Origin of the sequence: Haloarcula sp. CGMCC 1.2071 (assembly GCF_037078445.1) — an archaeon.
Taxonomy (GTDB): domain Archaea; phylum Halobacteriota; class Halobacteria; order Halobacteriales; family Haloarculaceae; genus Haloarcula; species Haloarcula amylolytica.
This window is the reverse complement of the sequence record NZ_JAYMGY010000004.1, coordinates 86,664-103,065: the sequence shown is the minus strand read 5'-3', so window position 1 is coordinate 103,065 and position 16,402 is coordinate 86,664. Positions and strand designations below refer to the sequence as shown.

The 16,402-nt window shown below is 64.0% G+C and carries 13 protein-coding genes; 3 read left to right on the top strand and 10 right to left on the bottom strand.

The genetic code is table 11. The annotated features are described in order from the left end of the window. The first annotated feature begins 1 nt into the window (after position 1). Positions 2-1,252: a mandelate racemase/muconate lactonizing enzyme family protein gene (locus tag VI234_RS10720; RefSeq protein WP_336329978.1), complete on the top strand. Its 1,251-nt coding sequence runs from the start codon at positions 2-4 to the stop codon at positions 1,250-1,252. A 77-nt stretch (positions 1,253-1,329) separates the two neighbouring features. Here VI234_RS10720 and VI234_RS10715 read toward each other — a convergent pair whose 3' ends face one another. The 10 genes from VI234_RS10715 to VI234_RS10670 form a co-directional block, all read right to left on the bottom strand. Beyond that, the gene (locus VI234_RS10715; RefSeq protein ID WP_336329977.1) at positions 1,330-3,201 is read right to left on the bottom strand and encodes a PAS domain S-box protein; all 1,872 of its coding nucleotides are present in this window, start codon (positions 3,199-3,201) and stop codon (positions 1,330-1,332) included. A 54-nt stretch (positions 3,202-3,255) separates the two neighbouring features. Next, positions 3,256-4,920 carry an AMP-binding protein gene (locus VI234_RS10710; protein ID WP_336329976.1) on the bottom strand — a complete coding sequence of 555 codons (1,665 nt, stop codon included), beginning with the start codon at positions 4,918-4,920 and terminating at the stop codon, positions 3,256-3,258. Next, positions 4,913-5,767, bottom strand: coding sequence for an alpha/beta fold hydrolase (locus tag VI234_RS10705; protein WP_336329975.1), 855 nt, complete (start codon positions 5,765-5,767; stop codon positions 4,913-4,915). The genes VI234_RS10710 and VI234_RS10705 overlap by 8 nt, the downstream gene beginning before the upstream one ends. A gap of 148 nt (positions 5,768-5,915) precedes the next feature. Further along, positions 5,916-7,079 (bottom strand): branched-chain amino acid ABC transporter permease, encoded by a 1,164-nt coding sequence (locus VI234_RS10700; RefSeq protein ID WP_336329974.1) that lies wholly within the window; start codon positions 7,077-7,079, stop codon positions 5,916-5,918. Between the two features lie 139 nt (positions 7,080-7,218). Beyond that, positions 7,219-8,208, bottom strand: a complete 990-nt coding sequence (locus tag VI234_RS10695) for a branched-chain amino acid ABC transporter permease (protein WP_336329973.1) — start codon at positions 8,206-8,208, stop codon at positions 7,219-7,221. Next, positions 8,205-8,903: an ABC transporter ATP-binding protein gene (locus VI234_RS10690; RefSeq protein ID WP_336329972.1), complete on the bottom strand. Its 699-nt coding sequence runs from the start codon at positions 8,901-8,903 to the stop codon at positions 8,205-8,207. The genes VI234_RS10695 and VI234_RS10690 overlap by 4 nt, the downstream gene beginning before the upstream one ends. Further along, positions 8,900-9,712: an ABC transporter ATP-binding protein gene (locus tag VI234_RS10685; RefSeq protein WP_336329971.1), complete on the bottom strand. Its 813-nt coding sequence runs from the start codon at positions 9,710-9,712 to the stop codon at positions 8,900-8,902. Before VI234_RS10685 ends, VI234_RS10690 begins: the two co-directional genes overlap by 4 nt. Before the next feature lie 2 nt (positions 9,713-9,714). Beyond that, the gene (locus VI234_RS10680) at positions 9,715-11,127 is read right to left on the bottom strand and encodes an ABC transporter substrate-binding protein (protein ID WP_336329970.1); all 1,413 of its coding nucleotides are present in this window, start codon (positions 11,125-11,127) and stop codon (positions 9,715-9,717) included. Between the two features lie 397 nt (positions 11,128-11,524). Then, positions 11,525-11,857 carry a hypothetical protein gene (locus VI234_RS10675; protein ID WP_242493312.1) on the bottom strand — a complete coding sequence of 111 codons (333 nt, stop codon included), beginning with the start codon at positions 11,855-11,857 and terminating at the stop codon, positions 11,525-11,527. A gap of 416 nt (positions 11,858-12,273) precedes the next feature. Then, a complete protein-coding gene (locus VI234_RS10670) occupies positions 12,274-12,978 on the bottom strand; it encodes a helix-turn-helix domain-containing protein (RefSeq protein ID WP_336329969.1) in 705 nt (234 codons plus the stop codon). A gap of 153 nt (positions 12,979-13,131) precedes the next feature. Between VI234_RS10670 and ppc the strand changes: the two genes are divergently transcribed. After that, positions 13,132-15,828, top strand: a complete 2,697-nt coding sequence (gene ppc, locus VI234_RS10665) for a phosphoenolpyruvate carboxylase (RefSeq protein ID WP_336329968.1) — start codon at positions 13,132-13,134, stop codon at positions 15,826-15,828. Between the two features lie 97 nt (positions 15,829-15,925). After that, complete coding sequence (locus VI234_RS10660; protein ID WP_008309612.1) at positions 15,926-16,378, top strand: universal stress protein; 453 nt, start codon at positions 15,926-15,928, stop codon at positions 16,376-16,378. Positions 16,379-16,402: the final 24 nt, after the last annotated feature.

Genomic DNA, 16,402 nt, shown 5'->3' with positions numbered 1-16,402 from the left:
TATGGGAAAGGCAAACGACGTAGACTACGCTGACCTGCACGACCCCAACGCAGAGTACACCATGCGGGAGCTCTCTGCGGAGACGATGGGCGTCACCGCCAAGCGCGGTGGCGGCCGTGACGTGGAGATTACAGACGTTCAGACGACGATGGTCGACGGGAACTTCCCGTGGACGCTCGTCCGAATCTACACCGACGCGGGCATCGTCGGCACGGGCGAGGCATACTGGGGCGCGGGCGTCCCGGAACTCATCGAGCGGATGAAGCCGTTCGTCGTCGGCGAGAACCCGCTCGACATCGACCGCCTTTACGAGCACCTCATCCAGAAGATGAGCGGCGAGGGGAGCGTCGAGGGTGTCACCGTCACCGCCATCGCTGGCATCGAGGTCGCGCTGCACGACCTCGCGGGCAAGATCCTCGAAGTGCCGGCCTACCAGCTCCTGGGCGGCAAGTACCGCGACGAGATGCGCGTGTACTGTGACTGTCACACCGAAGAGGAGGCCGACGCCGACGCCTGCGCCGAGGAGGCGCGCCGCGTCGTCGACGAACTGGGCTACGACGCGCTGAAGTTCGACCTCGACGTGCCAAGCGGCCTGGAAAAGGACCGCGCGAACCGCCACCTCCGTCCGGGCGAAATTCGACACAAGGCCGAGATTGTCGAGAAAGTCACGGAGGAGGTCAAAGACGAGGCCGATGTGGCCTTCGACTGTCACTGGACGTTCTCGGGCAGCTCCGGCAAGCGTCTCGCCGAAGCCATCGAGGAGTACGACGTCTGGTGGCTCGAAGACCCCGTTCCGCCGGAGAACCTCGAAGTGCAGGAGGAGGTCACCAAGTCCACGAACACGCCGATCACCGTCGGTGAGAACCGTTACCGCGTCACCGAGGAGCGCCGGCTCATCGAGAACCAGGCCGTCGATATGATCGCGCCGGACATGCCGAAGGTCGGCGGCATGCGCGAGACACGCAAGGTCGCCGACGTGGCGAACCAGTACTACATCCCGGTCGCGATGCACAACGTCTCCTCGCCGATTGCGACGATGGCGAGCGCCCACGTCGGGGCGTCTGTCCCGAACTCTCTGGCCGTCGAGTACCACTCCTACGAACTCGGCTGGTGGGAGGACCTCGTCGAGGAGACCGTCATCGAGGACGGCTACATCGAGATTCCGGAAGAGCCGGGTCTCGGTCTGACGCTCGATCTCGACGCCGTCGAAGAGCACGTCGTCGAGGGCGACACCGTCTTCGACGAAGCGTAAGTTCAGCCCCCATCTGTTGGTGTTGACTGGGACGGCACCGGGTGACGTGGTGGTCACCCGATATCACGGCGGCACAGTTACGCCGCATCGAATTCGACGCCGGTGATCTCGAAGCGAGCACCGCCGGCGTCGCTTTCTGCAACCGTTATCGACCAGCCGTGGGTGTCGACGATCTCATCGACGATTCGGAGGCCGAACCCGGGGCCCGAAGCCAGCGAGTAGCCGCCCTCGAACACGTTCTCGCGCTCGTCGGCCGGAATCCCGACGCCGTCGTCCGCGACGTAGAAGCCGTCGTCCAGTTCGCCGACAGTTATCGTCAGGTCGGTGGCCGCTCCCTGCGACTGTGATATCGAGGTTGTCACACGCTGCTCGCCGGTGTCTCCCTGTTTCTCAGTGTGTGGCGTTTGTCCATGTTCCACACTGTTGCGGATGAGATTCTCGAACAGTTGTCGGAGCCGACCCGGGTCCGCGCGGACCACGGCCGAGGTCCGTAGCTCCAGCGTCACGTCGCCGGTCTCGACGGTTTGCCAGCACTGCTCGACGACGGTCTGGAGCGGCACCGGCTCGCTGTCGAGCGCGGCCTCGCCGTTCCGGGCCAGCGACAGGAGGTCCTCGATGAGCTGGCCGATACGGTCGTGGGCTCGCTCGACTGCGTCGAGATGCTCGCTGTCGTGTTCTATCTGTGCGAGTTCTAGCTGGCCTCGGGCAACGTCAAGCGGGTTCCGGATGTCGTGACTGACGACGCTGGCGAACTCGTCGAGGCGCTCGTTTTGTTGTTCAAGGGCCTGTTGACGGCTGTCGGGGGTAGAGATCTCCCGTCCGATACCGGCCACGCCGAGCGTCGAGCCGTCAGCAGCCGTTATCCGGCCGCCGGTGAATTCGTACGGGACTGTCGTTCCGTCGGCGGTCAGCAGGTCGGCTTTGAACGACGCCTCACCGGTCTCGAACGCCGTCTCAATGCCTTGGCGAACCGTCTCGCGGTCGGACGGGGCGAAGAGGGCTGTCAGAGCCATCGACGCGAGATCAGCGTCTTCGTGTCCGGTGGCTGCCGCCAGTGCATCATTCCAGCGAGCCAGATCGCCGTTCTCGTCGAGTTCATAGAACAGATCCGGCACTGCATCGACTGGCGCGTCGGGGCTATCCAGTTCCGTGACGCGTTCGGACTCGCGTCGCTTCCGCTCAGTGATGTCGCGCGAGGCACCGACGATTCTGATGACTGTGCCATCGTCGACAATCGGTTGCGCCTCGGCCCGCACCCAGCGCTGTTCGCCATCCGGTTTGGTAATACGGAATTCGAGATCGACCGATTCGCCGGCTGACACGCGTTGCATCGCCTGCATGACTCGCTCCTGATCCGTGTGGTGAATCGCGGTCATGAACTCCGCGGGGTCAGCCTGCAGGGACTCCACGGAGCGGCCGTAGAGCGTTTCGTATGCCGAATTGACGAACTGTATCTCGGTCCAGTCCCCGGAGAACACCCACAGCAGTTCGTTCGACTGTTCCGCCAGTTCTGTGAGTTGCCGTCTGGTCCGGCTAGCGATTTCTGTCGACTGATGGTGTTCGACGAGCAACCGAATTCGATTGGCGAGGAGGTCGCCACGCTCGACAGCCGTGTCTCTGCTGAAAACGTCGGTGACGCCGTTCGAGACCGCGTTACTGGCGACGGATTCCGACTCGATCAGCAACAGTACCGGGAGATTGCTATCCCGCTCGCGGACCGCGTCGACGAACGCACGGCCGGACCGGTCCGAGAGGTCGTCCGCGGCAACGATGCCATCGATAGCGTTGTCTTCGAGGTGTTCGAGCGCACTGTCAGCCCGGTCAGTCGTAGTCAGGGTAAGCGAGTCCGGGTCCCGTCCAGCCGGGAACTCGACAGTCTCGTCGAGTAGCGGGGTGTCGTCCACCTGCAACACATGTATCGAATCCGCCGGCGCATATGTGTCAGCCATCTTGTGTAAATGGAACTGCATCACCCCTCTTGAAGATACGCCTGCATTGATGGATTACGCCCCGAATCGGTCCGAGATTGCACCCCGGTCGATCTTGTCCGGGCCGCTGGTCGGTATCGCCTCGACGAACGCAATCTCGCGGGGGTGTTTGTACCGGGCCAGTCGGTCGTCAAGGAACGTCCGGAGGCCGTCGAGTGTCAGCGGCCGGTCGCCGGCCCCGCCCGCCGTGCTATCGGTCGCAGGTTCGATGACGGCCTTCCCGACCTGTCCCCACTTGCCGTCGGGGACCGGAATCACGACGACTTCACCGACCGACGGATGGTCGGCGATAGCGTCCTCGACCTCCGCGGGGTAGACGTTCTCGCCGCCGCTGACGAACATATGCTTGGTGCGACCCTCGATGTAGTAGTAGCCGTCCGCGTCGGCGCGGGCGAGGTCGCCGGTCGACACCCAGCCGTCGCCGAACGTCTCGGCGGTGGCCTCGGGGTTGTCGAGGTAGCCCGTCGCGGCGTGGGGCGAGCGCAACTGGAGTTCGCCGACGGTGCCGGGGTCGACCGTCTTTCGCGCGTCGGAGGGACCATCGCCGTTGTCACCGTCGTCGGGTTCGACGACTCTGGCGTCGACGTGCATCGCCGGCTTGCCGACGGAATCGGCCTTCTTTCGGGGCCAGCCCTCCGGCATCGCGAAGTTGTTCGGGCCGCACTCGGTGAGGCCGTACCCCTGTGAGAGGTCGACGCCACGGTCCCACCACGCCTCCATCACGCTCTTGCGGCAGGGGCCACCGCCGGACTTGGCAAAGCGCAGCGTCGAGAGGTCCGTCTCCGCCCAGCGGTCGTGCTGGGCCATCATCCGCAACACCGCGGGGACGGCGACGAGGACGGTCCCGCCCTCGGTGTCGATGGTCTCCAGCACGTCGCCGGGGTCGAACTCGCGGGCGATGACGACCGTTCCGCCCATGTGCCACAGCGGGACGGTGAGGACGTTCCAGCCCCCGGTGTGGAACATCGGGAACACCATCGGCGTCACGTCGTCCTCGCGCAGCCCCCAGGCCGTAATCGTGTTCAGGGAGTTCCAGACGATGCCGCGATGCGTGATTTCCGTCTCCTTGGGCGTCCCCGTCGACCCGCCGGTGTGCAGGAGGAGGTGCGTGTCGCCGGGAGTCGGTGTCGCCGTTTCGACGGATGAGTCGTCCACGGGGAGGGCCGAAGCGTAGGGCGTGCTGTCGAGAGTGGCGAAAGCGGACGACTCCGTCGTTTCGGTTTCGAGATGGATGAGTTGGGGGCTCGTCGCGTCGGCTGTCTCCAGGGCGGCCGAGACAGTTCCTGCGAAGGAGGCCTCGACGACGAGGAGTTCGGGGTCCACGCGGTCGAGGAGGTCGGCGAGTTCCGGGGACGCAAGCCGGTGGGACAGCGGGGCCAGTCGGCTCCCGGTCTTGCCGGTGGCGAAGAATAAGTCGACGACGGCGGGGCGGTTCCGCGAGACGACGGCGACGGTGCCGGCTGCCGCCGTGGCGTCCGTCGCAGTGCGGGCGTCGTCTCCGTCCGCGCCGACGCCGTACTGCCGGAGCAGCCGAGCAGTCCGGTTCGCTCGCCGGTCCAATTCGGCGTACGTGAATCGTTCGCCGGTGGTCGCATCCACCAATCCCTCGCGGTCCGGCGTGAGCGCGGCCCGGCGCTCGCTCCAGGCACCGACCCACTCCTGTGCCAGCCCCTCAGACATCGTCGATGAACTCCCGTATCTGTGTGTTGACGCGGTCGTACTCCTCGATGAACAACAGGTGCGGACCGCCGTGGACAGTGACGAAGTCGGCGTTTGGCAAGCCCCGCGCCAGCAGTTTCCCGTTCTCGTAGGGGACGACCTCGTCAGCGGTCCCGTGGATGACAAGTGCCGGGGCCGTGATCTCTCCAAGTCGTTCCGACACGTCGTGGGCCTGCACGGCCGCGCCTTGCCATTCGAGGGCCTGGTCGCTGGCGTCGCTGTCGATGCGCCAGTCGATGATGCGCTCGATGAGGTCTTCGTGGGTGCCCATGAACCGATCCGAAAGCGCGGGCTGCATTTTGTACCGCCGGAGTTCGCGCTCGTCGAGGTCCTCGGGTACGTTGAACATCCGCTGCTGGGTCTCCTCGGGGACCGCCTTGGCTTCCAGCCCGCCCGGCGAGGTACACATGAGCGTCAGCGACTGCGCCCGGTCGTACTCCAGCGCGTACTGCTGGGCGATCATCCCGCCCATGCTGGCCCCGACGATGTGGGCCTGCTTGATGTCGGCGTCGTCGAGTACGGCCTCCAGGTCACTCGCCATCTGGCGCATCGTGTACGGTCCCTCGGGTTCGTCCGAATCGCCGGTGCCGCGGTTGTCCCATACGATTGTCTGGTACTCGTCGACGAGTGCCTCCTGTTGCCACAGCCACATCCAGCGGCCGTAGCCGATGCCTTCGACGAAGACCACAGTCTCGGCGTCTGACGGCCCCTCGCGCTCGTAGGCGAGCGAGACCCCGTCGTTGGTCGCGTATTGCATACTGGCTGGTTCTGGTTGGATATCCTTCAAGTGGTCCGGTTCCGCGCTCATTGCTCTACTGGCTCCCCCTTCGGGTTGTCACACTGCGTGTCGTTTCGCTGGCGATGCACCGCCGTGGGGTAGCCGGGTCGGAAGCGGCCGCCCCACGCCCAAGTTGTCGTACGGTCTGGCGGTTCGACGGTCGTTTTCACTGGTTTCGTCATTCCGAATCATCCCAGAGTTTCGCCGGCAGCGCCTCGGCGAACGTCCCGCCGAGACGCGCCCGCAGCGTCCCCAGCAGGCCGTCAGGGACGTAGAGGACGAACAGCACGAACACGATACCGACGTAGAGGCTCGCGTGGCCGTTCAACAGCAGGTCGATGAGGCCGCCGATAGTCGTCTCGCCGACCAGCGTCGCGTCCAGCGTTTCCTGGCCCAGCAGCGCGCGGAGATAGGGCAACAGCCCGCCGCCCTGCCCGGCCTTCGAGAGGAACTCCCGAACCGTCTCGTCGAACAGGTGGCCGTACAGCGAGCCGGCAAGGGTCCCGAAGCCGCCGATGATGCTCGCCAGCAGGGCGTCGCCGGTCACCAGGAAGTAAAAGGAGTTCTCCGGGCTGGCCGAGCGCTTGAAGCCGGCGAACAGGCCGCCGGCGACGGCGGCGAAGAAGCCGCTGATGGCGAAGGCCCCGAGCTTGTAGCAGTAGGTGTTGTAGCCGATTGCGACGGCGCGCTCCTCGTTCTCCCGGATAGCGATCATCACCCGGCCGAAGGGGGAGTGGATGACGCGCTGCATGGCGAAGTAACAGGCCAGGACGACGAGGCCGATCATGTAGTAGGACACCTCGGTCCCGGACAGCGTCGACCCCAGCAGGGCCACCTCGTCGCCGGTGAGCACGCCGATAGACAGCGATAGCTGGTCGATGCCGGGGACTCTGATCTGGAACCCCTCGGCGTGGCTTGGCCCGACCGCGGGGCCGTCCCGGGGATTGGTCGCCACGTAGTCCCAGCCGCGGACGAACACGTAGAACACCTGCGCGAAGCCGAGCGTAATCATCGCGAAGTACACGCCCGACAGCCGGAACGACACCAGCCCGACCAGCATCGCCAGGGCGATAGCGATGAGACCGCCGACCAGCAGTGACAGCATGAACGGCGTCCCAGGACCCAGGAGCGGGACCTTCCCGTTGGCGATGAGGATGACCGTGTACGCCCCGGTGCCGTAGAACACCGCGTGACCGAAGGAGAGGTAACCGGTGTAGCCGCTGATGAAGTCAAAGGAGATGGCGAACAGGCCGAAATAGAGGACGCCGACCATCGTCTCCACGGTCGGCAGGAGCATCTGCGTCTCGGCACCGACAGGCGAGTTCAACAGCGTGTGATACACCGGCGGGTACAGCGCCAGCAGGGCGATAACGAGGATGTGAGCGGTGTGGTCCCGCAGGTACTCGCGGGGCCAGCCCGTCTCAACAGTCGTGGGGGCCTGTGGCTCGGACGCCGCCTCGGCGTCAGCCTCGGGTTCGGCGCTAATGGCCCCCCACCTCCTCGACGCCGAATAGCCCTTGCGGGCGGACGATGAGTGTCACCACGAGGACCAGAAACAGCACGAGTTCCGGCAGGCCCGTGAACTCGATGACGTTCTGGAACCACCAGGTCGTCACCGCGTCGGCCATCCCGACGACCAGCGCGGCGACGACGGTGCCCCGGAACGTCCCGAGGCCGCCGACGATGACGACGATGAACGCCGGCAGCAGCGTCTCGGCCGCCAGCGGGACGCTCGCGCCCCACGTCGGGTCCCACATCAGCAGTGTTCCGGCCGCGCCGGCCAGGCCGATACCCAGCGCGAACACGACGGTGAACACCTGCCGAACGTCGATGCCCAGCGCTGACGCCATCTCTGTGTCCTCGCTGCCGGCGCGGATGTACAGGCCGTAGCGGGTCTTGGTGAGGAACGCCCAGATGCCGACCACCGTGAGAGTTCCAAGGAGTATCTGGAACAGCGACATCCACCCGGCGCTGACGGGGCCGAGCGCGACCGGTTCCCGGAGGAACTGCGGCTTGGTCGCCAGCGCGGCCTGCCAGTCCGACAGCGGCTGGAGGTCATAAATTCCTAGCACGATGCGGACGACCTCCTCGATGACCAGCGTCAGCCCGAAGGTCAGGAGAATCTGGTATATCGGCGGCCGGTCGTACAGCGGCCGGATGATGGTCGTCTCGATTGCACCGCCCAGCACCGTCAACAGCGCGAACACGACGACGATGGCGACGAAGAACAGGCCGAGGCGGGTCAGCGGCGCTGTCCCACCGGTGACTGTGACGACCATCAGGAGGCCGCCGAGGTACGCCCCGACCATCGTCAGTGACCCGTGGGCGAAGTTCAACACGCCCATCAGGCCGAAAATCAGCGTCAGACCGCTGGCAATCATCACGTACAGCGCCGACTTGGCGAGCCCGTTGACGATGACGCCGCCGAGTTCGCCGAGCGTCAGGAACTCCACGAGCGCTTCGAGTATCATGCCGACAGATACCTCCTGAACCGCTCGTCGTCGGCCGTCACCGCCGCCGTGTCGCCGCCGTCGACGACGCGGCCCTTGTCGAGGATGTAGAACCGGTCGGCCAGGTCGAGCGCGAGCGGGAGGTTCTGCTCGACCAGCAGCATCGTCACATCCTCACTTGCTTTCGACAGCGCCTCGGCCACGTCGGCGACGATTTGGGGGGCTAACCCCTCACTCGGTTCGTCGACCAGCAGCAGGTCGTTGTCGCCGACCAGCCCGCGGGCGATGGCGAGCATCTGCTGTTGGCCGCCCGACAGCGTGCCTCCCTCCTGCCCCCGCCGCTCTTCGAGGATTGGGAACGAATCGAAGGCCAGGCGGAGGCCATCGCTCACGTCATCCGGGTTCGGTATCGCCGCCCGGAGGTTCTCCTCGACGGTGAGCTGGCCGAATATCCGGCGGTCCTCGGGAATCCAGCCCAGTCCCCGAGCGGCGACCTCGTGGGTCTCCAGGCCGACCAGCGACTCGTCGCGGAACGTTATCGACCCCTCGCGGGGCGGCGTCAGTTGCAGAATCGTTCGGAGCGTCGTCGTCTTGCCGACGCCGTTGCGGCCGGCCAGCGCGACCACTTCCCCCTCCTCGACCGAGAGGTCGACGCCTTCGAGGATGTGGCTGTCGCCGTAGTACGTGTGGACGCCGGCGAGTTCGAGCAGGCTCACGCCGTCCCCTCCTCCGAGTCCGGGTCGGACCCGGCCGCAGTGGTATCATCGTCCAGGCTGCCCGGTTCGTAGCCGCCGAGATACGCCGACTGCACGTCGGGATTGGCCCGCACGTCGGCCGGCGGCCCGTCAGCGATGACCGCACCCTGATGGAGCACAACCACGCGGTCGGAGACGCCCATCACGATGTCCATGTTGTGCTCGACCAGCAGGACCGGGTAGTCCTCGGCGACCGCTTCGATGAGGTCCCTGATTTCGTCGACGCTCTCCGAGGAGACGCCCGCGTTCGGCTCGTCGAGCAGGAGGACCGCGGGGTCGCCGGCCAGCGCGATAGCGACTTCGAGCTTGCGCTTTGCGCCGTGGCTCAGCGTGCTCGCGAGGTCGTCGGCCCGATGGGAGAGCCCCACCCGGTCGAGGATGTCCCACGCGCGCTCGGTGAACTCCTCATAGTGGTCGACGTTGCGCCAGAACGTCGTGGCGTCGTCGCTGTGGGCCTGCTCGGCGACCCGGACGTTCTCCAAGACCGTGCTGTTGGGGAAGACGTTCGTCACCTGGTAAGACCGGTGGATACCCTTGCTGGCCGTCTCGTGGGGGGAGGCGTCGGTGATATCCTGCCAGGTCCCGTTGCGCTGGAGTTCGACTGTGCCCTCGGTGGGCGAGAGGCTCCCGGTCAGCAGATTGAAGAACGTCGTCTTGCCGGCCCCGTTCGGGCCGATGAGCGAGCAGAGTTCGTTTTCAAGCTCGAAGTCGACGCTGTCGACGGCGGTGAGTCCCCCGAACTCCTTTGTCAGTCTCTGTGTTCTGAGCATGCCTACAGAGAACAGCCCATCTGGTCGCTGTCCTGTGGGATGGTCGTCTCGTCGGCGCTGATGCGGGCGAGCGGCTCGCCGGGCATAATCGCGGCTCCCCAGTTGTCGGCCCACTCGTCGGTCGTCGGTATCGGGTTCGCGACGGTCATCGCCGACTGCGCCTGATTGTTGTACTCCTGGAAGGTGTAGCCGTTCTCGCCTTTCGGCGTGTCGGTGACGGTCATCCCCTTCAGGGCGTCGGCGATATCCGCGCCCCCGGTCGACCCGCTCTCCTGAACCGCCTGGTGAATCGCCGACGCGCCCGTGAACGTCCCCGCGGTGAAGAGGTCCGGGACGACGCCATAGGCGTTGGTGTAGCTCTCGACGAACGCGTCGTTGATCGGGTTGTCGTACTGGTTCCAGTGGTAGCGCGTCGTGAACGGCCCGAGCTGTGAGTCCCTGATTTTCTCCTCGGTCAGCGGTTCGCCGAGCACGCTCTGCATCGTCCCGCCGACGACGTTGTTGGTGATTCGGGTGGCGAACCCCCCGAACACCCGATAGGAGTAATCGCCCGAGAGGAAGGCGTTGAACATCGCCGGGAGCGTCGCGACGGTGAACCCGCCGACGACGCCCTCGGCCCCGGCCACCTCCGCATTGTCCAGCAGCCCATCCCACTCGGCGTATCCCTGTTCGACGAATCGCTCGCCGACGATCTCGACGCCTTCGGCTTCCAGTACGTCCCGGTAGTTGTTGACGACCGCGCGGCCGAAACTGTAGTCCGCGCCGAACAGATAGACGCTCGATACGTCCGTCTCTCTGGCGACGTACTTCCCGCCCGAGCGGGCGTCCATCGCGGTGTTCTCGCTCGCTCGGTAGACGAGGTCGCTACAGGTCTCGGAGTTGGACGTGATGTCGGCCGACGCCGCCGGACCGAGCATGATGGGGACCTGCGCCTGATTGACGACCGTCGTGACGACGCGGCTGGCGACTGCTGAGGACGCACAGCCGGCGAGCATGTCCACGCTCTCGTTCTCGACGAGGTTCGTCGCCGCCGTCTGGGCCGTGTCCGCCGAGAACTCGGTGTCCCGTATGAGCAGGCGATACTCTGTGTCACCGGCGGTGATCGTAACCTCGCCGCTGCCGGGGTCTGTCGGCGGATCGGTATCACCCTTGTACGCCAGCCCGGAGAGGAACCCCCACAGCGACTGGTCGCCGTAGTACTTCAGGTCACCAGCGCGGGGCTGAAGGACCCCGATACTAACGGTCTGTGCCGAACCACTGCCGCCCGATTCGCCGTTCGTGCCACTGTCCGTCGTGCCGCCGTCCGAATCGTCCTGTTCAGTCATGGATGAGTCGTCACTGACACAGCCGCTGAGCCCGACAACACCGGCACCGAGCGCGCCGAGAACGCGCCTCCGTGTAGCCGTGTTCTGCATAACAGATTATCGTAGATTCGCCGACTACATAGTGTGCTGAGTTAACATGTTAACGCGGCGAGACAGACCGCAATTCTCGTCCGTACCGGGACTGTCACAAAACTGGCCGTAAACGGTCTGTACCGTTCTTTCCTTGGCGAATTATGCGCTCACACCGATTTGACTATCTGCTACGTAACTGCTTCAGTAACTGTCAATCGATATATTTCAGCGGTCACCCACGTTAGTAACGCCGGAATGATAGAGAGGACCAGTCCAAGGGCCACAGCGAACTGTGTGTCCGACGAAATAGAGTAGATATCTGCGACAAAGGTCCATCAGAGAACTGTTTATCAACCCGACCAGAGTTCGGACGAAAATACGCCGCTATTCGCTGTCCCAGTCGCACTGCGGGTAGTTAGAGAATTTCGTGGTCAGTGTATCGATGCAGGATACCGAGGATGACCACCCACGGCAAGGTCATTCCGACGGTGATTGAAATCAGAAACCCAATCTGACGGTTCACACCGAGGAAGTCAAACAGTTCCATTCCTCCCGCAAACCCCGCAAAAATGAACACGCCGAGGAATACGGCAACTGGTAACAGGATAACTCCAGCAAGCAACCGTCTTGCGAGCCGACGGAACGGTACGAATATGATTCGTAAGAACAACCCGAATACCGTTTTGAAAAGCATCCCAAGAGCCGGTATGGCTCTTCTAGACGATGATTCGTCTTCTTCAGCAGTCATGATTATGTTGTCTTTGCTTTTGTATAAAAATATCTTTGGTCGAAATATTTGTCTGACCGGTCCCCTCCTAACCACTCGTATCGAGTCCGGCCGTGGGAATATGATTTAAGCAGGTCACAATCTCGGAATCATGCATGGAAGTAACCCTTACTCTATCCGTCTGGGTGGAACCAGCGGTCACCACCCAGCAACACAGATATGCGGACAGTTCAGGATTCGTTTGACCGGCATTTGCTGATTCATATCTCAGCCCACGCAATCGGTGTTGTCTTGTATCGATGTCGCTCTCACGAGTGTCAGTTATGCAGTAAAACAACGCTAAGGCCTACAGTGGGAGCTAGGTACGGCCGTTGTGACAATTGCACCCAGCTGTCATTCTGGACAGAGTAGCGAACAGGCCGGCGGGAACACCGAACTCAGTCCTCGATGTCATCAAGCGCTTCGACGACGCGTTCGATCATCTTGCGCTCGCCGCGCCGGAGGTTCTTCGAGACGGCGGGTTTGGACACGCCGAAGTCCTCGGCCAGCGACCCCAGTGTCGCGTCCCGGGGCGACTCGAAGTAGCCCTCGGAGACGGCGGTTTCCAGCGTCTCGCGTTCGGTGTCTGAGAGGTTCCGACAGCCGTCGACGAGCGTCATCGCCGCGCCAGCGTTCTGCACGAGGTCCTGGAGCTGTGGGAGCGTCGTCGACGTGCGCTCGACCACGTCGTACTCGTTGTCACGGTCAAGTTCCGAGAGCGTCGTGTCGGCGTCCCGGCCGCGGTCGAATCCGACGTGCCAGGTTTCGCTGCCCGCCTCAATGTGGAACGGGCCGGTGATGTAGCCGCCGTTGTCCCGGATGGTCTGCATCGCCGCCGTTTCCTCGATAGTCGTCCGGATGTGGGCGGCGTTGTCCTCGCGGCGCAACAGCGCACAGTCGTTCATGTTCTCGTGGGCCTGCAGACTGTCCAGCCCCGTATCGAGTATCCCCGCGTCCTCGGCTTCGACAACCATCCGCGTCTCCAACTCCCGCGCACGCTGGTCGAAGTCCCAGTGTACCGCTGCAAAGGCGACGTCGTGGTCTGCCGTCGTGTCGATGAAGGGACAGTCGTACTGCTCCATGTCCAGGGCGATATCTATCATTGGCAGTCCACTGTATCCTGTGTGATTCGTGTGATACGGTAAAGAACCCCACGATTAATAATAACTATTTCCCGAAACCGAGTTCTTCACGAACGTCTATCCCTGATACACCGTTTCAATAGTGTTTTAGGGCTCGGTTCTGGAGGAAGTGGTATGACTTTGCACGCCAGAGAGATAAACCAGGACGTACGGGAGTTGGGTGCGCTCCTGGGCGAAGTGCTGGAAGCACAAACCTCGACCGAGGCGTTCGAAACGGTGGAAACCATTCGAACGTCGTGTATCGACTACCGGCGCGGTGACGCCGAGACGCGGGACGAAGTCCACCGGGCACTGAACCGACTGAACCCGGAGACCCAGGATATCGTCGCACGCGCGTTTACGACCTATTTCGAACTTATCAATCTCGCCGAGGAGCGCGAACGGGTCCGCGAAATCCGAGAGGGGAGCCAGGAGGGTGTACTGGCCGACAGCGTCGAGGAAGCCGTCCGGGACCTGGCCGAACGCGGCGCGGACCCGGAGGAGTTCGAGCAGGTGCTCGAAGACGTTCTCATCCAGCCGACGTTCACGGCCCACCCCACCGAAGCCCGCCGGAAGACGGTGAAGGCGAAGCTCCGGTCGGTTGCCCGTGACATCGAACGACTCGACGAGCGGCGACTCACCGAACGCGAACAGAAGCGTATCGAGCGGAACCTCGACGCCGAAGTGACGAGTCTCTGGCAGACCCCGCAGGTCCGGGACCGCCGCCCGGAGGTTACCGACGAGGCGCTGAACGTCCAGTGGTACCTCGAAAACGTCCTGTTCGACGTTATCGACGAGGTGTACGACGAACTCGAACACACCCTCGAAGACGTGTACGACGAGGACATCGACATCGACACCCTCTACGAATTCCGCTCGTGGGCCGGCTCTGACCGCGACGGCAATCCGTTCGTCACCACCGAGGTGACCGAGGAGACGCTGGAGCGCCAGCGCGACACCGTGCTGCCGCTGTACCGCAACAAGCTCAAGGAACTCTCCGGCGTGCTGAGCCAGGACGCCTCGAACATCGCGACCGACGCGCTGTTCAACGAGCGACTGGACCGTCACAAGTCCAGGCTCCCCGGCATCGCCACGGAGGCCGAGGAACGGTATCCGGACGAGCCCTACCGCCAGAAGCTCCGGCTGATGCGCGAATCCGTCATCCGGGTCAGCGACGTTCGCCAGGGCGGCTACGAGAACGACGAGGAACTGCTAACCGACCTCCGCGTCATCGCCGACAGCCTCCGTGAGAACGACGCCGAGGTCATCGCCGAGGCCCACGTCGACCCGCTGATCCGCAAGGTCGAGACGTTCGGTTTCAACCTCGCCAGCCTCGACCTGCGCGACCACCGGAAGATGCACACCGATGCCATCGCCGAATCCGTCGAGCGCGAGGGCATCGACTACGCCGGCATGGACGAAGACGAGCGTGTCGAGTTCCTGACCGAGGCTATCCTCCAGGACAACCCCGTCATCGACATGGAAGACACCGAGGGGCTCTCGGAGGACGCCACCCGCGTCCTCGACCGCTTCCGCGCGGCCGCCGACTGGCAAAACGAGTTCGGCATCGACGCCATCGACACCTACGCTATTTCGTGGTGTGAAGAACCAAGTCACGCGCTAGAAGTGCTGTTCCTCGCCGACCAGGTCGACATCGTCGACCTGCCCGGCTACTGCGGGTTCGACGTGGTTCCGCTGCTGGAATCGGAGTACGCCCTTTCCGGAGCCCGCCGCATCATGGGCACGCTGTTCGAGAACGAGGCCTACTCTCAGGCCCTTGAGGCCCGGGACAACATCCAGGAGATCATGCTGGGGTACTCCGACTCGAACAAGGAGAACGGCTTCCTCGCCGCCAACTGGTCGCTGTACAACAACCAGAAGCGGCTGGCGGACATCACCGACGACTACGACGTGGAGATGCGCCTGTTCCACGGCCGCGGCGGCTCCATCTCCCGCGGCGGCGGCCCGATGAACGACGCCATGTTGGCCCTGCCAAACGAGACGGTGACCGGCCAGATCAAGTTCACCGAGCAGGGCGAGGCCATCGCCGAGAAGTACGCCAACCACGACATCGCCGAGCGCAACCTCGAACAGATGCTCAACGCCCAGATCCGGGCGCGTCAAAACGCCATCGAGGAGCCCGTCGAGGAGATCCCCGACGAGTGGGAGGAGGCGATGGAGACGGCGGCCGACGCCGCCCGCACCGAGTACCAGGACCTGCTCGAGACCGACGGCTTCGTCGAGTTCTTCGACCAGGCGACGCCGATCACCGTCATCGAGAACCTCAACATGGGCTCGCGACCGGCCTCCCGGAGCGAGGACCGCAGCGTCGAGGACCTGCGGGCTATCCCGTGGGTGTTCTCCTGGACGCAGGCCCGCTGTATCATCCCCGGCTGGTACTCCATCTCGACCGGGCTGGACGCCTACCTCGAAAACGGCGGCGACATGGAGACCTTGCAGGAGATGTACGAGAACTGGCCGTTCTTCCGGACGAAGCTCGACAATGCGTCGCTGGCGCTCGCCCGTACTGACCTCGAAATCGCCGAGGAGTACGCCGACCTGGCCGACCCCGAACTCCGCGAGCGCATCTACCCGCGTATCGTCGAGGAGTACGAAGACACCGTGGAGAAGGTGCTCGAAATCACCGGGCAGGACGGCCTGCTCTCGCGTGAGTGGCTGCAGGAGAACCTCGAGCGCCGGAACCCGTACGTCGACCCGCTGAACCTGTTGCAGGTCCGCCTGCTCAAGCAGTCCCACCGGACCGACACCGAGCGCCGGACCCTGCGGCTGACCGTCCAAGGTATCGCGGCCGGGATGAAAAACACCGGGTGAGGCACTGAGCGACACCGGGTGCGGCATCGTGCGAACGACTTACTACAAAAGTAGTACCCATCGAAGGATTTAGGCGTCTTCCCCCGGAGTAGCCGGTATGGCACTCGAAACTGTTCTTCTTGCAGTTGGACCAAACGACGCCGACCGAATCGACGAACTCGCCGACGCCGTGCTCGATATCGCGAGCCCGGCCGGCGCGACGGTCATCGTCGCACACGTATTCACTGACGACCAGTACGACGGTGTTGTCGACAGACTCGAATTCGAGTCGACCGGCGAAGCCGACCCCGACGAGGTAGCCGACCGCCACACAACCGTCCGGGAACTCGTCTCGCGGTTCGACGACGCCGGGCTGTCGACACAGGTGCGCGGTGCCGTGGGCAACCACGGCGAGCAGATCGTCAGCCTCGCCGAGGCCACGCAGTCGGACCTCGTCGTCGTCGGCGGCCGCAAGCGCTCGCCGACCGGGAAGGCCGTCTTCGGCTCCACCGCACAGGAAGTCATGCTGAACGCGCCGTGTCCGGTCACGTTCGTCCGCGGCGAGGACTAAGACCGCAGAAACCGAGTTTTTCAG

Coding starts and splice junctions, on each gene's coding strand:
- VI234_RS10720 (WP_336329978.1), top strand. CDS start 2: ATGGGAAAGGCAAACGACGTAGACTACGCTGACCTGCACGACCCCAAC.
- VI234_RS10715 (WP_336329977.1), bottom strand. CDS start 3,201: ATGGCTGACACATATGCGCCGGCGGATTCGATACATGTGTTGCAGGTG.
- VI234_RS10710 (WP_336329976.1), bottom strand. CDS start 4,920: ATGTCTGAGGGGCTGGCACAGGAGTGGGTCGGTGCCTGGAGCGAGCGC.
- VI234_RS10705 (WP_336329975.1), bottom strand. CDS start 5,767: ATGAGCGCGGAACCGGACCACTTGAAGGATATCCAACCAGAACCAGCC.
- VI234_RS10695 (WP_336329973.1), bottom strand. CDS start 8,208: ATGATACTCGAAGCGCTCGTGGAGTTCCTGACGCTCGGCGAACTCGGC.
- VI234_RS10685 (WP_336329971.1), bottom strand. CDS start 9,712: ATGCTCAGAACACAGAGACTGACAAAGGAGTTCGGGGGACTCACCGCC.
- VI234_RS10680 (WP_336329970.1), bottom strand. CDS start 11,127: ATGCAGAACACGGCTACACGGAGGCGCGTTCTCGGCGCGCTCGGTGCC.
- VI234_RS10675 (WP_242493312.1), bottom strand. CDS start 11,857: ATGACTGCTGAAGAAGACGAATCATCGTCTAGAAGAGCCATACCGGCT.
- VI234_RS10670 (WP_336329969.1), bottom strand. CDS start 12,978: ATGATAGATATCGCCCTGGACATGGAGCAGTACGACTGTCCCTTCATC.
- ppc (WP_336329968.1), top strand. CDS start 13,132: ATGACTTTGCACGCCAGAGAGATAAACCAGGACGTACGGGAGTTGGGT.
- VI234_RS10660 (WP_008309612.1), top strand. CDS start 15,926: ATGGCACTCGAAACTGTTCTTCTTGCAGTTGGACCAAACGACGCCGAC.